This window comes from Streptomyces sp. NPDC000878 (assembly GCF_053599695.1).
Genome location: NZ_JBSFMT010000003.1, coordinates 203,054 through 219,750 on the forward strand (window position 1 = coordinate 203,054; position 16,697 = coordinate 219,750).

The window sequence follows — 16,697 nt, forward strand, 5'->3', positions numbered from 1 at the left end:
CCCGGTTACCGCAGGAGCCGGGCGCGAGCCAGCACACGGCGACTGCCGTCGAGAATCCGCCGAGCGCGGTCCTCCGGCGGGACTCCGGCCTGCTTGAGGCTGCGCAACGGAACCTCGGCGCTGATGGTGATGTCCGGGGGGAGAAGCGACAGGATCTCCTCCAACGGAAACTCCCCTTGCCCGGGAATGGCGCGCTCGTGATTGGCTTCGTCCAGGTAGGCCGAAGGGCTTTCGGACGCGCGGGGGCCGTCGCTCAGCTGGCAGTAACCGATGAGCCGCTGATCCACCCTCCGGATGTCGTCCGGCCCCTCTCCGGCCCGTGCGAGATGGAGCGTGTCGACGAGAATCCTGAGATTCGGCTGGTCGAGCCTTTTCACCAGCCCCGCAGCCGCCGCGAGGGATGGCACATGGGAGAGCGGTGTGAACTCGAGGAGCACGTCCACCTCAACGCTTCGGGCAAGCTGACAGAACTCTCCCAGGATGTCCTCGACGTAATCCGGGTCACGCCGAAGATCCGCGTCGGGCTCGAATGCGCAGGCATTGGCGAAAGGCGTACCGAATTCCGCGAGAACGTCGAGTCGGCGCCGGAGGGCGTCCAGGCCCGCTTTCGGCGAGATGACGAACCCGTCACCCATCGAGATCGAGATGTCCGACGCCTTGAGCCGAGCGAGAGACTCACGCAACACCCTTCGGTCATGGACGCCGGGATGATTGACGCTCATACAGACGGTCTTGGCGCCACCGGCGACCGCGGCGGTGACGAAAACGGGCAACGGCTCCTCGCGGAAGGTCAGGTGCTCCAGACCGACCGGTGGGTGATGCCCTTCCTCCACGCTCAGGTGATCCATCCGCACCTTCATCCAGTAGGGCGGGCCGCTACGCCGTGGCCCGTTCGCTCGGACGTCAAGAAGAGGATACTGAAATCGAGTCTTCGTCCGGCCTCCGGCCGCCTGGGCGGGCGACGACGCGGTCAGGCGCCGAGCATGTGCAGCCCACCGTCTACGGCGATCAGTTGGCCTGTCATGAACAGCGCCCCGGTACTGGCCAGGAACACCATGACCGGCCCGAGATCCGTGTCCGGATCACCGAGTTCGCCCCGAAGCGGCATGCGCGTGCGCAAGTGCTCCTTGAACATCGTGGCGGCCTCCTGGCCCAGGTGCTCCCACAGCCGTTCGGCGCCCTTCGTGCTGACCGCCGGTGCCAGGGCGTTGACCGTGACCCCGGACTTCCCCCAGGCGGCAGCCACGGACCGGGTCCACGCGTGGACACCGGCCTTCGCCACCGCGTAGTGCGGCGCCATGGGATTCCCGCGGACTCCCTCTGCCGACCCGAGGTTGATGATCTGTCCGCCGCTGTGCCGCATACGCTCGAACGCCGCCTGGTTGGTGAGGATCGTCGACCGGAGATTGGCATCGATGACCAGGTCGAACTCGTCGTCGGACAGCGACTCGGGTGTGGCCGGTCGCCAGCCGCCCGCCGCGTGCAGCAGGACGTCGATACCGCCCAGCGTCGACGCGGCCTGATCGAAGGCGGCATCGACCGAACCACGGGCACGCACGTCGCACGCGACCCACTCGCACCGTTCCTTGAGGTCGTCCGGCGGTGGCGTCGTGTGGAACAGGCCGACGACATCCGCCCCGGCTGCGAGGAACGACGTCACGGCCGCCGCACCGATTCCACTGGCCGCGCCGGTCACCACCGCGCGCCGACCGGCGAGCGGGAGGCCCGCCGATGCGGCTTCGGCGGAGCCGCTCACGACGCCACCTCGAAACGCCGCCGGCTGTGCCGTTGCTTCCACCACGTCCGCACTCCCTTGTCGCGCCGTGACCCCAGTGGCCGGAGCACACTCTATCCGCGGCCAGCCAATTACGTATACCCAATTCAGAACGGCCTGGCGCCGGCTTCGCCAACTCGATCAGGTCGGCCACATCAGGGCCGTTGGCGGCGGGGCTGTCCTGTGTGCCTGCGGCAACGTCGGCTGTGCGGGGGCGCTCGCCTCCCACCGGGCCGTCCTGCGCGGCCTGGGCATCCCCGAGCCGACCGAGGACGACCCGCTGTACGGCACCCACACGCTGGCGGAGCGCGTCGCGAACAACGACCCGTCAGCCGTACGTGCCCTGCCCCTGGCCACCCGCAAGTTGACCATCACCACGACTCAGCCCGGCGAGAACTCCGCGATCCACGGCAGCGTCGCCCTCGCCCTGCGGGACGTTTTCAACGAACAGGGCATCGCCCGGATGCTGGTCGACGACGCGGGAGTCGCCTGACGGCGGTGGGCGTCTCTCAGGTTCAGCCCAGTCCGGCGCGATCGAGTGCGGCACGAACATGGTTCAGTCCCGCCGCTCTCCAGTGGTCCCGGTCGGGCATCTGGTCGTCCCGGCGCCAGCGCCAGGCCGAGAACATCGCCCAGTTCAGGGCACGGCACCGGTGAATCAGGGCCTGGTCGGCCCCCGCATAGTGCTCTCCCACCTCTTCGGGCGCATGGGCGAGGTCGAACTCGACCGGCCCACGGCAACACGTGGCGAGGTCGATGAAAAGCGGCCCTCTCCTCGTATTGAGGAGATTCCCCGGATGAGGCTCGCCGTGCAGCAGCTGTTCGCCGGCCGACTCGACGGTGATTCTGGCGCTCAGTCCACCGAGTGTGTCGCTGAGAAACTCCCGGTCGGAATCGGACAGCTCGGGGGACCGCTCCCGGTCGTTCACCTCCCTGAGCGCTGAGGCGACTCGCTCGGTGAAATGCGGTGCGTCCAGGTCGATCCGGCGCAGGGCGGCATGGTGCCGCAGGAACACGTCCGCGCAGTCGGCCGGCGCGATCTCCGACCCCACCGGTTCGTAGTAGGTCCAGAGCGAGACGGCGAAGGCATCACGCACATGGACCCGGGGGGCGACCCGAGGGTCGAGTTCGGCCACCGGAGCGTCGACGTCGGCGAGACGGCGGGCAACCTCCACTTCGAACTCGGAATCGGCCAGCTGCGCCGCAGGCGCCACCCGAGCCAGCACATCGCAAGGGAGCAGGCGCAGCGCGACGCGGTCCGAGTCGTGGATGACGACCACCTCGTCGACCTCAAGGCTCAGCTCCGAAGCGGTCGCCCGTCCCGCCTCGACCGCGCGGCGAAGTTCCCACGGCTCCATACCGGCTTCCCTCATCCCTGATTGTCGAGTCGGCGCAACATACCCGTCCGGGGACGGCCGGAGACACCGCTTTTGCACCGGGGTCAGGACGAGGGGGCCATGGATCCCCCGGGGGTACACCCGGGTTTCCACGGGCGCGCCCGGCACCGGCCCTGGACAACGGTGGCTGGGTCACTGAGCCGGGGCCCGGCGCACCATGAGCTGGTCCCGGCGGATCAGAGCACCGGGATCGGGGAAGATCGTCATGCGCTTGTCCAGCATCGATGCAGCCGCGCCAGCACTGCGCCGGGCGCTTTCGCCGAACGCGCCCGCCGCGAACTCCTGGCCACCGGTGGCAGCACGGGTCAGCTGTTCGACGGAGTGAGGTTTCCGACGGTCTCCCGGATGGTCGGATGGCGGTACAGCTCCCGCAGCCGCAGTGACGGCAGGCCACGCGCGCGCAGTGCCGCGCCGATCCGGATGGCGAACAGGGAGTTGCCGCCGAGTTCGAAGAAGTCGTCGTCGAGGCCGACGGACCTGCCGAGGACCTCGCTCCAGATCTCCCGCAGCTGATCGGTGAGGTCGTCGTCCGTGACCGGCTCGGTGTCATGCTCCGGCGCTACGGGGGCCACTGGTGCGGGGAGCCGTGCGGTGTCGAGTTTGCCGTTGGCCGTCAGCGGGAGCGTGTCCAGGGCGGTGACCGTGGTGGGGAGCATGTGGTCGGGCAGGATGCCGGCGGCCCGCTTGCGGACCGTGGACGGATCGCCGCCGGAGAGGACCGCATAGGCGTCGATCCTGGCGGAGGCGGCGTCATCCGGGTCGTCGCGGCGTACGACGACAGCCGCGGACCGTACGTCCGGGTCCTCCAGCAGCACCGCGCGGATCTCGTCGAGTTCGATCCGGAAGCCGCGGATCTTGACCTGGCTGTCGATCCGCCCGAGGTGTTCGAGCCGCCCGTCAGGGCGAAGCCGCCCCAGGTCGCCGCTGCGGTACATGGTGCCGCCGGTGAACGGGTCCGGCACGAACCGCCGGGCGGTCAGTTCCTCCTGGCCGAGGTACCCGAGGGCGACGCCGGCGCCGCCGACACAGATCTCACCGGCCACCCCCGGCGGCAGCAGCCGTCCCGCGTCGTCGGTCACGTACAGGTGCCAGCCGGGCAGGGCGCGCCCGACGGAGCGGGTGGCGGCGAGTGCCAGTTTCCGGGTGAGGGTCTGCTCGGTGACATGGACCGTGGTCTCGGTGATCCCGAACATGTTCACCATCCGGCACACCGACTCGGGGTGCCGGTCGAACCAGGGCAGCAGCATCCGTGCATCGAGCGGCTCACCGCCGAACACGACCAGCCGGACCCCGACCCGGGCGTGGTCGACGTCCAGCAACTGTGCGAAGGCGGACGGGGTCTGGCTCAGTACGGTGACCTGCTCGGACACCAGCAGGTCGCGGAAGCTGTCGGGCTCCCGGGAGACGAAGTACGGCACCACGACCAGCCGTCCGCCGGTCAGCAGGCAGCCCCAGATCTCCCACACGGAGAAGTCGAAGGCGCTGGAGTGGAACCAGGTCCACACGTCGTCGGTCCCGAACCCGTACTCGTCGCGGGTCGCGTCGATGAGCGCGACGACGTTCCGGTGGGGCACCTCGACGCCCTTGGGGCGGCCGGTGGAGCCGGAGGTGTAGATGACGTAGGCGGCGGCGTCGGGGGTCACGGCGGGCAGGGCGGAGGTGTCCCCGGGCCCCGCCGCCGCGTCGAACAGTTCGTCCGGTGTCATGGGTACGCAGCCCGCCACGTCCGGGAACTCGGGCAGCCGGGTGATCACCACGCCCAGCCCCGCGTCCCGCGCGGTGTGGGCGATGCGGTCCGCCGGGTAGGCGGGGTCGACGGGCACGTAGGCCGCGCCGGCCTTGAGCACGGCGAGCAGAGCGACGACCAGTTCGGCGGTGCGCTCCAGACATACACCCACCCGGTCCCCGACGGTGACGCCGCGTTCGCGCAGACCGTGGGCCAGGAGAGCGGCCCGCTCGTCGAGTTCGCGACAGGTCAGGTCCGCGCCGCGGTCGGTCAGAGCGATGCGGCCCGGCGTCGCCTCCGCGACCCGCGCGAACGCCTCGGGCACGCTGATCGGCGTGGTGACCAGGGGGCGGGGCGGGCGGCCGAGCGCCGCGACACGGTCACAGTCGGCCTCGTCCAGCAGATCGACGTCGTCGACCCGGGTCCGGGGCGCGTCGAGGATGCGCTCCCGCACTCGTACGAGGTGTCGTGTGAACTGCGCGGCGATCTCCGTGGAGATGTGGGTGCCGACGTGGTCGCAGCGCAGCCGCCACCCGTCGGCGTCCTGGAAGACCGACAGGGTGAGCGGAAACGGCGGCGCCAGGCAGGGCACGTACTCGCCGGGGACCTCCGTCTCGTCGAAGAGGAGGCCGACGAGCACGGGACCGTCGGCGGGGGAGGGCTTCAGCTCACCGAGCGTGGGTGCTTCCTCGACGGTGAAGGAGCCGTGGTCCGTGCCGATGACGGTCGTGCTCTCGGGGTCGTAGCGGCGCAGGGTGACGGCGAGGGCGGCGAGCCAGGACGCCTCCTCGCCCCCGTCGGCCAGGGAGAAGAGGTGGGGAACCGTGGGGCCGTCGTCACCCAGCCCCCATACGGGCGCGGACGCAGTCGTGGTGATGGTGGGGCAGGCGGTACGCGGTCCGACGGACTCACCGGCTGCCAGCCGCTGGAGAGCCGTTCGGTCCCACTGGTCGCGCGGGGCCACGACGATCAGATCGCAGGGGCCGTCGGCGTACCGCAGGAGGACCTTGCGCGGTACGTCGGCCGGGCGGGCGAGTTCGGCGTGGCGGCGGCGCTCGGCGAGCGGGTCGGCGGCCGGCACGGGTACGTCCTCGATCCACAGCCCCGGAAGTGCCGCCGGGCCCGGGGAGCGGTCCGAGCGGACACGCACCGCGTGGCAGCGGGCGGCGGGGTGGAGGGAGCCTGACACGGGGGGTACTCCTTGTCGTTCAGGGATGGCGGACGGCGTACGCGGGCTCAGCGGGCGCTGAAGCCGCCGTCCACGGTGAGGACCGAGCCGGTGATCTGGCGGGATTCGTCGGAGGCGAGGAAGACGATCGCGGCGGCGACGTCCTCGGGTTCGATCAGCGCGTTCATGGGCTGTGCCTCGACGAAGGTCTTCTCGTGCTCGTGAACCGGCACATCCAGCGCCCTGGCGATCTCGGCGAGCATGCGGCCCTCGGCCTGGGTGTCGTCACGCACGGACCCCGGGCAGACGGCGTTGACGCGGACTTTCGTCGGGGCGTAGTCGAGGGCGGCGGCCTTGGTGAGGCCGATGACGGCGTGTTTGGCGGCGACGTATCCGGCGAAGTGCCGGTAGCCGACGAGCCCGGCGGTGGAGGCGACGTTGATGATGCTGCCTGCGCGTCGGGCGCTCATCGCTTTGCCGACCTCGCGGATCACGCGCCAGGCTCCGGAGAGGTCCACGTCGATCATGAGGGACCACTCGTCCTCGCTGATCTCGTGGACGGGTTTGCCGGAGGGCGCGGCGATGCCGGCGTTGTTGACGGCGACGTCGATCCGGCCGAAGCGGTCCTCGGCCCGGGTGACCGCTTCCCGTACGGCGCGGAGGTCGCGGATGTCGGCGACGGTGGTGAGGACGGCGGAGCCTGCCTCCCGGCAGAGCGCGGCGGTGTGCTCCAACTGGCCGGGTGTGCCCAGGGGGTAGGGCACACCGGGCAGGTCGGCGCAGAGGTCCAGCAGGGTGAGGTCGGCGCCCTCGGCGGCACAGGCGACCGCGGCCGCCCGGCCGAGTCCACGGGCGGCACCGGTGACGAGGACCGACTTGCCGTGCAGACGCATCGGGAACTCCTTGAAGAATCAGGCGCGTTGGGGGAGAGGGAAGGGAGAACGGCGCTACAGCACCGTCGAGACGACCAGCCGGACCAGTGCGGGAGCGGCGTCGGTGAGGTACATATGGCCCCCGGGGACCTCGACGTGCTCGAAGTCGCGGCCGGCGACCTTGCTCCAGGACTCGGCGTCGTCGTAGCCGACCAGGTCGTCGTCCTCGCCCCGGACGACCGTGACGGGCGCGTCCAGCGGAGAGTCGGTGGAGGGCTCGTAGCTCTCGTGCATCTCGACGTCCGCGCGCAGTGCGGGCAGGATCATCTCGCGCATCTCCGGGTCGTCCAGCGCGGGATGGTGGTAACCGGCGAAGTCGCCGACCCGGGCGAGGAACTCCTCGTCCGACAGTCCCGTGGCCCGCCGCTCGCGTCCCCGGGCCGGTTCCGGCGAACCGCTGACGAAGACATGGCGCAGTTCGACGCCCGGCTCCTCGACCAGCCGGTGGGCGAGTTCGTACGCGAGCACCGCGCCGAGGCTGTGCCCGAAGAGGGCGACCTGGTGGCCGTCGCCGCCGCCGAGTTGTTCCCGCAGTTGGGTCAGGAGCCCGTCGACGGCCTGGTGCGCGTCCCGGTACGGCTCCTCGTCGATCAGCCGCTCGCGGCCCGGCAGTTGCAGAGGAACGATCTCCAACGCGTCCCCGGCGAGGGCCGTCCAGGGACGGTAGAACGAGGCCCCCGCCCCGGCGTAGGGCAGGCAGATCAGCTTGGTCGTGTCATGCGTGGTCATGGGCGCGGACATCTCCTTGCGAGTCATGTGAGTCGTGTGAGCCCTGCGCGACCTGAGAGCCGGGGCCGTGAGAGACGGGGGCGGCGGCCGTGAACAGGCCGGTGAGTTCCGCCGCCTCGACGGCGATACGCAGCGCGTCGGCGGCGCGGTCCGGGCCGGGCAGCCCGGGGCCCACCGGCATGAGGTTGAGCGTGGTGGCGCCGGCCTCGGCGAACGCCGTCATCCGCTCGGCGATCCGCTCCCGTGGCCCGAGCAGCGAGGTCGCGTCGAGGAATTCGAGCGGTACGGCGGCCATGGCGCCGGGGTAGTCACCGGCCAGGAACCTCTCCTGGACGGTACGGGCCTCGGCCCCGAAACCCATCCGCTCGGCCAGCTGGGTGTAGTGGTTGTCCTCCCTGCCGCCCATGCCGCCGAGGTACAGCGCGGCGTACCCCCGTACCCGACGGGCGCAGGTCCGCCAGTCGGCGCCGGTCACCAGGGGGACTCCGGGGGCGATGTCGAACCCGTCGAGGGTGCGCCCCGACTTGGCGAGGCCGGCCTTGAGGGGCTGAAGCTGCTGGGCGGCGTGGGCCGGGGAGAAGAACACCGGGAGCCAGCCGTCGGCGATCTCCCCGGTCAGTTCCAGGTTTCTCGGGCCCAGGGCGGCGAGGTAGACCGGTATCCGTTCGCGGGGCGGCCGGATGGTCAGGGCGAGCGCCTTGCCGGGGCCGTCCGGCAGCGGGAGCGTGAAGTGGCGGCCCTCGTGGGCGAGGGGTTCCCGGCGCAGTGCCTGGCGCACGAGACCGACGTATTCGCGCGTACGGCCCAGCGGCGAGGCGAACCTGACACCGTGCCAGCCCTCCGAGACCTGGGGGCCGGACACACCGAGGCCGAGCCTGAGCCGGCCGCCGGAGAGGGTGTCGAGGGTGGCGGCGGTCATCGCCGTCATCGCGGGCGAGCGGGCGGGGATCTGCAGGACCGCGCTGCCGACGTCGATGCGGGAGGTGCGGGCGGCGATCCAGGACAGCACGGTGACGGCGTCGGATCCATAGGCCTCCGAGACCCACACCGCCGAGTAGCCGAGGTTCTCGGCCAGGGAGGCGAGGGAGAGGTTGGAGGCGTCGTTGCCGCCGACCCAGTAGCCGAGATTGAGGCCGAGACGCAGGGCGGGGACGGTCATGGGAACTCCTGTCCGGGTGTGGGGACTCCGGTGCGGGCACGGGGGGATGGCATGCGGCCTGCGTGCGGGGCTGTCGGGGCCCGGCGCCGGGCTGTCGTGACGGGTGCGGCCCTGGGCCCGGTCGTGGCTGCACCCGCGTCAGGCGCTGCCGCACCCGTACCGGGATCAGCTGTTGCCGCAACCGCGTCAGCGGCTGGTACGCGTGCGGTAACGCCATGTCGACAGGGTGATGAAGAGTGCGATGAGCAGGCCCGAGCAGCCCGCGGTGTACAGCGCGGGGTGCTGGGCGGGCCAGTCGTGCTGCACGGGGAAGCCCGGCGGGGGAGTGTTGCCGAACAGGCGGCGCAGGGCGTTCGCCAGCGAGGTGATCGGGTTCCAGGCGGCCACGGTGGACAGCGGGCCCGGGAGGGTCGAGCCGGAGACGAACCCGGAGGAGATGAACGTCGCCGGGAACAGCCAGATCAGCCCCAGACTTCCGGCCACCTGGGCGTTGGGTGCGATGAGAGCGACGAACACGCCGATCCACGACATCGCGAAGGAGAACAGCAGCACCAGCAGGACCCCGGCGGCGACCTCGACGGGTCCGGTGTGTGCGCGCCAGCCCATCAGCAGGCCGCAGGTGGTGGTGACGGCGACACTCGCCAGGCAGGTGGTGAGGTCGGAGGTCGTCCGGCCCAGGAGCAGGGCCACGCGGGAGACAGGCAGGGCGCGGAAGCGGTCGACCATGCCCTGCTCCAGGTCCCTGGAGAGCCCGACCGTGGTGAAGGTGGTGGTGAAGGCCACCGTCTGGGCGATCAGGCCGCCCATCATGTACGAGCGGTAGGCCGGGCCGCCCAGGCTGTTGCCGAAGACGTACCCGATGAGCAGGGCGTACACGACCGGCTCGACGAGGCAGGAGATGAGCAGGCCGGGGCTGCGCCGCAGATGCAGCAGATTGCGCAGGGCGAGGTCCGCGCTCTCCGCGGCGACCCGGATCACGGGGTTCCGGCGCGCGCCGGCCGGGCGGAGTGCGCCGGCGGCCGGGCCCGGGGTGAGGTCGGCCCGGTGCGGGGGAGTGGCGGTGTCCGGGGTGTGTACGGGGGCGGCCATCAGACGGCCTCCCGCCGGGCGTTGCCGGTCAGACCGAGGAACACGTCGTCGAGGGTGCACCGGCTGAGGCCGATCTCCAGCACCTCGATCTCCTCGCTCTCCAGCGCGGCGAGGGCGCGGCCGAGTGCGGCCCGGCCGTCGCCGGCGGCCGCCTCCACGCGTCGGGCGCGGCGGTCCACCGTCGGGACCGTGCCGGTCGCCTGGGCGGCGGCGCGGGCGGCGGCGTCGAGCTGGTGGTCACCGGCCACGCACACGACGAGCCGGTTCCCGGCGGCTGCCTTCAGCTCGTCGCTGGTGCCCTCGGCCACCACCTGGCCCCGGTCGATCACAGTGATCCGGTCGGCGAGGCGGTCGGCCTCCTCCAGATACTGGGTCGTCAGCAGAATCGTGGTGCCGCCGGCCACGAGTTCACCGACCGCCTCCCAGGTGTCCAGCCTGCTCTCCGGATCGAGTCCGGTGGTGGGCTCGTCCAGAACGACCAGGGGCGGGGAACCGACCAGAGCGGCGGCCAGATCCAGCCGCCGGCGCATACCGCCGGAATAGGTGCCGGCCGGACGCCCCGCCACAGCGGTGAGCCGGAACCGGGACAGCAGATCGTCGGCGACACGGCGAGCCGTACGGCGGCCCACACCACGCAGTTTTGCGATGAGGTACAGATTCTCGAAGCCGGTCAGCATCCCGTCGACCGTCGAATACTGGCCAGCCATGCCGATTGTCGACCGTACGTTCTCCGGCTCCGTGGACACATTCCAGCCATTCACGAAAGCGTGTCCGGAATCCGGCCTGAGAAGTGTGGTGAGAATCCTTACCAAAGTGGTTTTACCAGCCCCGTTGGGCCCCAGCAGGCCCATGACCTCGCCAGCTCTTACCTCCAGTCCAACGCCTCGTAACGCATGGTTTGTCCGGTATTTCTTGTGGAGGTCATCAATGATGATGGCCGACGCGGTTGACGTATGCACGGAACCGTTTCTACGCCTACTTCCGACCTCGGTCGATCATGGAAGTGTCAAGGTTTCTTGTACGTTCGATAGCCTTGCTTGGGACGTACTTGAAGCTTTTAGTATGGGTTCGGGACTCAAGATCACGTACGGTTCCTGTCGTGCGAGAATTACTCACGATGTTGAGAGGGCGGGCAGCGCGTAATCCGCAGCAGCCTGCCGTGACATTAGTTTCTGAATTCAACGAAATCGGTGGCGCGGTACGCAGTCGTGCGGAACTCGATCTGCATTCCCGACGTATCGCATCCTGGCTCCAGGAGAGTTTTTCCCCAGGTGCCCGGGCGCTTCTCCTGTATTCCCCGGGGATCGAATTCACCACCGCCTTCTCCGCCTGTGTGTACGCCGGAGTCATCGCCGTGCCGGCCCCGTTGCCCGGCCGCTACCGGCATGAACGGCGTCGACTCGCCGCCATCGCCCGGGACGCGGGGGTGCGCGTCATCCTGACGCAGCGCGGAGATCTGCCGGACGTCGAGAAATGGGTGGCCGAGGAGGGCATCGTCGGCGCGGTCTGCCACACCACGGACACCGGCGAAGGAAACCCGGACGCCTGGACCGCCCCCGAGGTGTCGCCCGAAACCCTGGCATTGCTCCAGTACACCTCGGGATCGACCGGCGACCCCAAGGGCGTCATGGTCACCCACGGGAACCTGGTCGCCAACGTCGAGCGGATGGTGGACGCCTTCGGCAACGACAGCGACACGACGTACGGCGGCTGGATTCCGCTCTACCACGACATGGGCCTGATCGGCCTGATGCTGCCCGGCATCCTGTGCGGGAACGGCTATGTGCAGATGGACCCCATGTCCTTCCTGCGCCGCCCCTACCACTGGCTGCGGATGCTGGACGCCTGCGACATCGGATTCACCGCAGCGCCCGACTTCGGCTACGAGATGTGCGTCCGACGCGTCACCGACGAGCAGCTCGCCACGCTCGACCTCTCCCGGGTCAAGTTCGCCGACGGCTCGGAACCGGTCCGCGCCGACGTGGTCGCCGCCTTCAACAAGCGGTTCACCGCCGCGGGACTGCGGCCCGACGCGCTCATACCGGTGTACGGCCTGGCCGAGGCGACCCTGATGGCGTCGGGCACCAGCGGGCGGCCACCGCTGCGGACCACGGCCGACGCGACGGCACTCGAGAACCGGGTGCTCAGGACGGCCACCGGCACGGAACCGTCCCGTGTGCTCGTCGGCTGCGGAGCGCCGACCGGGTCCGACGTGCTGATCGTCGACCCCGGCACCGGGGAGGCCCAGCCCGACGGCCGCATCGGCGAGATCTGGCTCAGCGGCCCGTGCGTCACCGCGGGCTACTGGGAGAACGAGCGTGCCACCGACGCCACGTTCCGGGCACACACCGGCGACGGACGCGGACCGTTCCTGCGCACCGGCGACCTCGGAGCCCTGTTCGACGGCGATCTCTACATCACCGGCCGCAGCAAGGACGTCCTCGTCCTGCACGGGCGCAATCTGCACCCCTCGGACATCGAGTACGAACTACGCTCCCAGCACGAGGAGTTGGAGGGCCTGCACGGCGCCGTCTTCATGGTCGGCGACGACGACGGAGCGGACATCGCCCCCTCGGTCGTGGCCGTCCATGAGATCCGCGCGCACTGGGGTGCGGAGCGGCTGGGGCAGATCGCCGTCGACATGAAGCAGACCGTGGCCCGGGAGTTCGGCGTCCCCGTCGCGGCGGTCGCCCTGGTCCGGCCCGGCGGCGTCCGGCGTACCACGAGCGGCAAGGTGCAGCGCGCGGCGATGCGCGCCCTCTACCTCGCCGGTGAACTGGACACCCTCCACCTCGGCGAGGACCAGCTGCTCACCGCCGCCCTGGCCGAACACCGGCGGGTGACCGAGCGATGACCGCCACGGCCGACCTGGAGACCCTGCTCACCGCCCACGAGGACGACGCCTTCTCGCCCGACGCGCTCGCCGGGCTCGACGACCGGGAGGAGTTCCCCGACAGGGCCGTTCGCGTCCTCGACGACGCCGGGCTGCCCGCCCACTACGTACTGCCCCCGGACGGCGACCTCGGCGAGACGGTACGGCTGCTGCGCGCGGTCGCCCGCCGCGATCTGACCGTGGCCATCGCCCACGGCAAGACGTTCCTCGGGGCGGCACCGGTGTGGGTGGCCGGCACCCCGGAGCAGACCGCCCGGCTCGCCGAGCACGTACGCGCCGGCGAACCGGTCTGCTGGGGCCTGACCGAGCGCGACCACGGCGCCGACCTGCTCGCGGGTGAGTTCGCGGCGGTGGCCGACGCCGACAACGGTGTCGCTGCCGACCCCGGTGTCGGCTGGCGGCTCACCGGCGAGAAGTGGCTCATCAACAACGCCACCCGTTCCACCCTCGCCTGCGTCCTCGCCCGCACCGACCCGGCGGGCGGTGCACGCGGCTTCAGCCTCTTCCTCGTGGACAAGCGCCAACTGCCCGCAGGGGCCTGGCGGAACCTGCCGAAGGTCCGTACGCACGGCATCCGTGGCGCGGACATCAGCGGCTTCGTCCTGGACGACGCACCCGTCCCCGCAGACGCGCTCGTCGGAAAGGAGGGCGACGGGATTCCCGCGGTCCTCAAGACCCTTCAGCTCACCCGCGTCACCTGCACCGCGCTCTCCCTCGGCGCGGCCGACCACGCCCTGCGACTGGCCCGGGACTTCGCGACCGGACGCGAACTGTACGGCCGTCGCCTCGCCGACGTCCCGCACGTACGCCGCATCCTGGGCCGGGCGGCAGCCGCCGCGCTGACGGCCGAGGCGGTGAGTGTGCTCTCCGCCCGCTCGGTGCACACCCTGCCCGGGGAACTGAGCGCGGTCTCCGCGATCACCAAGGCGTACGTCCCGACGCTGACCCAGGAGACACTCGGCTCGCTCGGCGAACTGCTCGGTGTACGAGGCTTCCTCACCTCACCGCCGGGCGGCGGCTTCGCCAAGCTGGAGCGCGACCACCGTATCTGCGCGATCTTCGACGGCAGCACGGTCGTCAACCGCGTGGCCCTCCTCAACCAGATGCCGCGCCTGGCACGCCAGTTGAGCCGCTGCCGGACCGACACCGAAGGACTGCTCGCCGCCGCCGATCTCACCGCCCCCCTGCCCCCGTTCGCCCCGGACCGGCTGACGCTGCTGTCCGTCACGGGATGCAGCGCCGTGCAGGCCCTGCCCGACCTGGCGGCACGCGTACGGCGGGAGGGGCCACCGGAGACGGGCCCGCTCCTCGACCGGCTGCTCGCCGAACTGGCCCGCCTGGAAACGGAGTCGGCGGACTTCGTACCGGTGGCCGGGGGCCTGCCCAGCACCGCGTTCTGCCTCGCCGAGGCATACGAACGTGCCTACGCCGCAGCCGCCTGCCTGCTGCTGTGGCTGGAGAACCCGCCCCTGCGCACGGGACGCCTCGGCGACGACGGCCTGTGGCTGCGGGCCTGCCTGACCGTCCTGCTCGGCGCGGACGACGCGGATGACAGCGATGTCCTCGACGCCCTGGCCGAGGTCGTCCTCGGCGCGCCCGCACACGAGTTCACGCTGCTGGGAGGTGCCGCATGACCACCGCCAAGGGCCTCGCCCCCAAACGCGCCGACGAACTGGAGCACCTGCTCGGCAGCCTCTCCGACCCGGCCAACCCCACCGGTGCGACCGCGATCCTCGCCGCCGACGAGCGAGCGGAAATGCTCACCGCCGGGGAATCGGCGCTGCACTCCTACGGGCTGAACGCCGAGTTCGTACCACCCGAACTGGGCGGCCGTCTGGAACGGGCCGACCACATCGCCGAGGTCATGCGCGCCCTCTACCGACGCGACCCCGCGCTCGGCCTCGGCTACGGGGCCAGCTCGCTCATCGCCGCAGTCACCCTGTGGACCGCCGGCGACGAACGGCAGACCGAGCACGCCGCCCGCCTCCTCCTGGACGGCCGGCGCATCGCCATCGCCTTCCACGAGCTGGCGCACGGCAACGACATGGCGGGCACGGAGTTCACCGCGACCACCGACGCCATCACGACGACCGACGGCACCGCGACCACCGAGGCCGACGGCTTGCTGCGACTGAGCGGCCGCAAGGAGGTCGTCACCAACATCCGGCGTGCAGACGCCATGGTCGTGCTCGCCCGCACCGACCCCCGGCCCGGCCCGCGCAGCCACTCCCTGGTCCTCGTCGACCGCGCGAACGCCGACCCCGCGCGCCTGACCGACCTGCCTCGCTTCGGCACGGTAGGGATGCGGGGAGTCCAGCTCGGCGGCCTGTGCTTCGACGAACTGCCGGTGCCCTCCTCCGCGATCCTCGGCCCGGTCGGCTCCGGCCTGGAGACCGCGCTGAAGGCCCTCCAGATCACCCGCACCGTCCTGCCCACGATGGCCACGGGCATCCTCGACACCGGACTGCGCATCGCCGTGGACCACCTGACGAAGCGGCGGCTGTACGGCGGCCCCGCGACCGACATGCCGCACGTCCGCTCGGTGCTGGCCGGCGTCTTCGCCGACCTGCTGCGCGCCGAGGCGATCGGCGCGGTCGGCGCCCGCGCGCTGCACCTGGTGCCCGGCGCGGCAAGCGTGTACGCCTCCGCGGTCAAGTTCGAGGTGTCCCGGCTGCTGCTGGAGGCCATGGACCGGCTCGCGGAACTCCTCGGCGCCCACTTCTACCTGCGCGAAGGGCCGACCGCGCTGTTCCAGAAGCTGCTGCGCGACCTCGCGCCCGTCGGCTTCGGGCACATCGCCCGCGCCGCCTGCCAGATGAGCCTGCTGTCCCAGCTGCCGCTGCTGGCCCGCCGCACCTGGGACCGCCCCGGCACCGAGCCACCCGGCGCCCTGTTCGCGCTCACGGAGGAGCTGCCGCCCCTGCGCTACGACCGGCTGGCCCTGCACGCCGGGGGCCGCGACCCCATCGCCGCATCCCTCCACGCCCTGGCCGACACGCCCTGGGCGCCCGAGCACGCGGACCTGCGTACGACGGTCGGCGACGACCGCACCGAACTGGCGGAACTGGCAGCCGTGTGCGGCCAGTTGTCGCCGGTGGACCTCGGCGTCGACGCCCGCCCCGAGCACTACGACCTCGTCACCCGGTATGTGCGCCTGCTGTCCCGGACCACCTGCGTCCAGGTCTGGCGGCACGCCCACCCGGGGGACTTCCTGGCCGACCCCGCCTGGCTGCGCGCGGCCCTGCACCGATCGTCCTCGGTCCCGCACGGGCCCGGCCCGCTGCCCGCCCCGGTCGAGGCCGTGCTCTTCGCCGAACTCCTGGGCCGCAGGGCCACCGGCCGCTCCTTCGGCCTCGCCGGAAGACCCCTGGCCGTCTGACGACCGCCGGCCGCCCGAAGGCCGTGCGTCGTCCGGGTGACCGCTCGCCCCGTGACGGGCGGTCCCGTGTCGCCGTAGATCCTCGGTCGGCTTGCCGCGCCCGGGCCTCACCGCCGAGCGCTCCGGCACTCGCTCCTCCCACCCGCTCAGAAAGAGATCCCCCTCATGACCGCTGGCAACCGAGACGTGCGCACCTGGCTGACCGAGCGTGTGGCGACATACCTGCGCCGTTCGCCGCAGGACATCGACACGTCCGTACCGCTGGCCGACTACGGCCTGGACTCCCTGACGGCGCTGGCCATCACCGCCGACATCGAGGACGAGTTCGAGGTGACCGTCGACGACGCGCTGACCTGGGACCACCCGACGGTGGACGCGCTGAGCGCGGCTCTGTCCGGGCTGCTCGGCGGGCAGCCGGAAGCGGCGGGCACGAGCGAGAAGCAGGTCTGAC

General features: G+C 71.2%; 14 protein-coding genes. 5 read left to right on the forward strand and 9 right to left on the reverse strand.

All coding sequences use genetic code 11. The features are described 5' to 3' along the window. Positions 1-5: 5 nt before the first annotated feature. Positions 6-848 carry a sugar phosphate isomerase/epimerase family protein gene (locus ACWDR4_RS04515; RefSeq protein ID WP_450403783.1) on the reverse strand — a complete coding sequence of 281 codons (843 nt, stop codon included), beginning with the start codon at positions 846-848 and terminating at the stop codon, positions 6-8. A 122-nt stretch (positions 849-970) separates the two neighbouring features. After that, a complete protein-coding gene (locus ACWDR4_RS04520) occupies positions 971-1,756 on the reverse strand; it encodes an SDR family NAD(P)-dependent oxidoreductase (protein ID WP_450403785.1) in 786 nt (261 codons plus the stop codon). A gap of 76 nt (positions 1,757-1,832) precedes the next feature. Here ACWDR4_RS04520 and ACWDR4_RS04525 point away from each other — a divergent pair, with 76 nt between their 5' ends. Continuing rightward, positions 1,833-2,267 (forward strand): ROK family protein, encoded by a 435-nt coding sequence (locus ACWDR4_RS04525; protein WP_450403787.1) that lies wholly within the window; start codon positions 1,833-1,835, stop codon positions 2,265-2,267. A 22-nt stretch (positions 2,268-2,289) separates the two neighbouring features. On the opposite strand, the gene ACWDR4_RS04530 is transcribed toward ACWDR4_RS04525, so the two are convergent. From ACWDR4_RS04530 to ACWDR4_RS04560, 7 genes are all read right to left on the reverse strand, one after another. Next, positions 2,290-3,132 (reverse strand): phosphotransferase family protein, encoded by an 843-nt coding sequence (locus tag ACWDR4_RS04530; RefSeq protein WP_450403788.1) that lies wholly within the window; start codon positions 3,130-3,132, stop codon positions 2,290-2,292. 344 nt (positions 3,133-3,476) lie between these two features. Next, positions 3,477-6,086 carry a non-ribosomal peptide synthetase gene (locus tag ACWDR4_RS04535; protein WP_450403790.1) on the reverse strand — a complete coding sequence of 870 codons (2,610 nt, stop codon included), beginning with the start codon at positions 6,084-6,086 and terminating at the stop codon, positions 3,477-3,479. Between the two features lie 47 nt (positions 6,087-6,133). Further along, positions 6,134-6,958 (reverse strand): SDR family oxidoreductase, encoded by an 825-nt coding sequence (locus tag ACWDR4_RS04540; RefSeq protein WP_450403791.1) that lies wholly within the window; start codon positions 6,956-6,958, stop codon positions 6,134-6,136. A 54-nt stretch (positions 6,959-7,012) separates the two neighbouring features. After that, on the reverse strand, positions 7,013-7,726 hold the full coding sequence (locus ACWDR4_RS04545; protein ID WP_450403794.1) for a thioesterase II family protein: 714 nt from the start codon (positions 7,724-7,726) through the stop codon (positions 7,013-7,015). Further along, positions 7,713-8,885 (reverse strand): LLM class F420-dependent oxidoreductase, encoded by a 1,173-nt coding sequence (locus ACWDR4_RS04550; protein WP_450403795.1) that lies wholly within the window; start codon positions 8,883-8,885, stop codon positions 7,713-7,715. Before ACWDR4_RS04550 ends, ACWDR4_RS04545 begins: the two co-directional genes overlap by 14 nt. 186 nt (positions 8,886-9,071) lie before the next feature. Next, positions 9,072-9,974, reverse strand: coding sequence for an ABC transporter permease (locus ACWDR4_RS04555; RefSeq protein WP_450403798.1), 903 nt, complete (start codon positions 9,972-9,974; stop codon positions 9,072-9,074). Next, the gene (locus tag ACWDR4_RS04560; protein WP_450403800.1) at positions 9,974-10,933 is read right to left on the reverse strand and encodes an ABC transporter ATP-binding protein; all 960 of its coding nucleotides are present in this window, start codon (positions 10,931-10,933) and stop codon (positions 9,974-9,976) included. The genes ACWDR4_RS04555 and ACWDR4_RS04560 overlap by 1 nt, the downstream gene beginning before the upstream one ends. Before the next feature lie 158 nt (positions 10,934-11,091). Between ACWDR4_RS04560 and ACWDR4_RS04565 the strand changes: the two genes are divergently transcribed. The 4 genes from ACWDR4_RS04565 to ACWDR4_RS04580 all read left to right on the forward strand — a co-directional run bounded on the left by ACWDR4_RS04565 (position 11,092) and on the right by ACWDR4_RS04580 (position 16,696). Beyond that, a complete protein-coding gene (locus ACWDR4_RS04565) occupies positions 11,092-12,828 on the forward strand; it encodes a fatty acyl-AMP ligase (protein WP_450404054.1) in 1,737 nt (578 codons plus the stop codon). Further along, the gene (locus ACWDR4_RS04570) at positions 12,825-14,501 is read left to right on the forward strand and encodes an acyl-CoA dehydrogenase family protein (protein WP_450403802.1); all 1,677 of its coding nucleotides are present in this window, start codon (positions 12,825-12,827) and stop codon (positions 14,499-14,501) included. Before ACWDR4_RS04565 ends, ACWDR4_RS04570 begins: the two co-directional genes overlap by 4 nt. Next, positions 14,498-16,246 (forward strand): acyl-CoA dehydrogenase, encoded by a 1,749-nt coding sequence (locus tag ACWDR4_RS04575; RefSeq protein WP_450403805.1) that lies wholly within the window; start codon positions 14,498-14,500, stop codon positions 16,244-16,246. The genes ACWDR4_RS04570 and ACWDR4_RS04575 overlap by 4 nt, the downstream gene beginning before the upstream one ends. Positions 16,247-16,411: 165 nt before the next feature. Beyond that, positions 16,412-16,696 (forward strand): acyl carrier protein, encoded by a 285-nt coding sequence (locus ACWDR4_RS04580; RefSeq protein ID WP_450403806.1) that lies wholly within the window; start codon positions 16,412-16,414, stop codon positions 16,694-16,696. Position 16,697: the final 1 nt, after the last annotated feature.

Bases quoted from the DNA above. Each gene is read 5' to 3' on its own strand.
- ACWDR4_RS04515 (WP_450403783.1), bottom strand. From the start codon at position 848: ATGGATCACCTGAGCGTGGAGGAAGGGCATCACCCACCGGTCGGTCTG.
- ACWDR4_RS04530 (WP_450403788.1), bottom strand. From the start codon at position 3,132: ATGGAGCCGTGGGAACTTCGCCGCGCGGTCGAGGCGGGACGGGCGACC.
- ACWDR4_RS04540 (WP_450403791.1), bottom strand. From the start codon at position 6,958: ATGCGTCTGCACGGCAAGTCGGTCCTCGTCACCGGTGCCGCCCGTGGA.
- ACWDR4_RS04545 (WP_450403794.1), bottom strand. From the start codon at position 7,726: ATGACCACGCATGACACGACCAAGCTGATCTGCCTGCCCTACGCCGGG.
- ACWDR4_RS04550 (WP_450403795.1), bottom strand. From the start codon at position 8,885: ATGACCGTCCCCGCCCTGCGTCTCGGCCTCAATCTCGGCTACTGGGTC.
- ACWDR4_RS04555 (WP_450403798.1), bottom strand. From the start codon at position 9,974: ATGGCCGCCCCCGTACACACCCCGGACACCGCCACTCCCCCGCACCGG.
- ACWDR4_RS04565 (WP_450404054.1), top strand. From the start codon at position 11,092: ATGTTGAGAGGGCGGGCAGCGCGTAATCCGCAGCAGCCTGCCGTGACA.
- ACWDR4_RS04570 (WP_450403802.1), top strand. From the start codon at position 12,825: ATGACCGCCACGGCCGACCTGGAGACCCTGCTCACCGCCCACGAGGAC.
- ACWDR4_RS04575 (WP_450403805.1), top strand. From the start codon at position 14,498: ATGACCACCGCCAAGGGCCTCGCCCCCAAACGCGCCGACGAACTGGAG.
- ACWDR4_RS04580 (WP_450403806.1), top strand. From the start codon at position 16,412: ATGACCGCTGGCAACCGAGACGTGCGCACCTGGCTGACCGAGCGTGTG.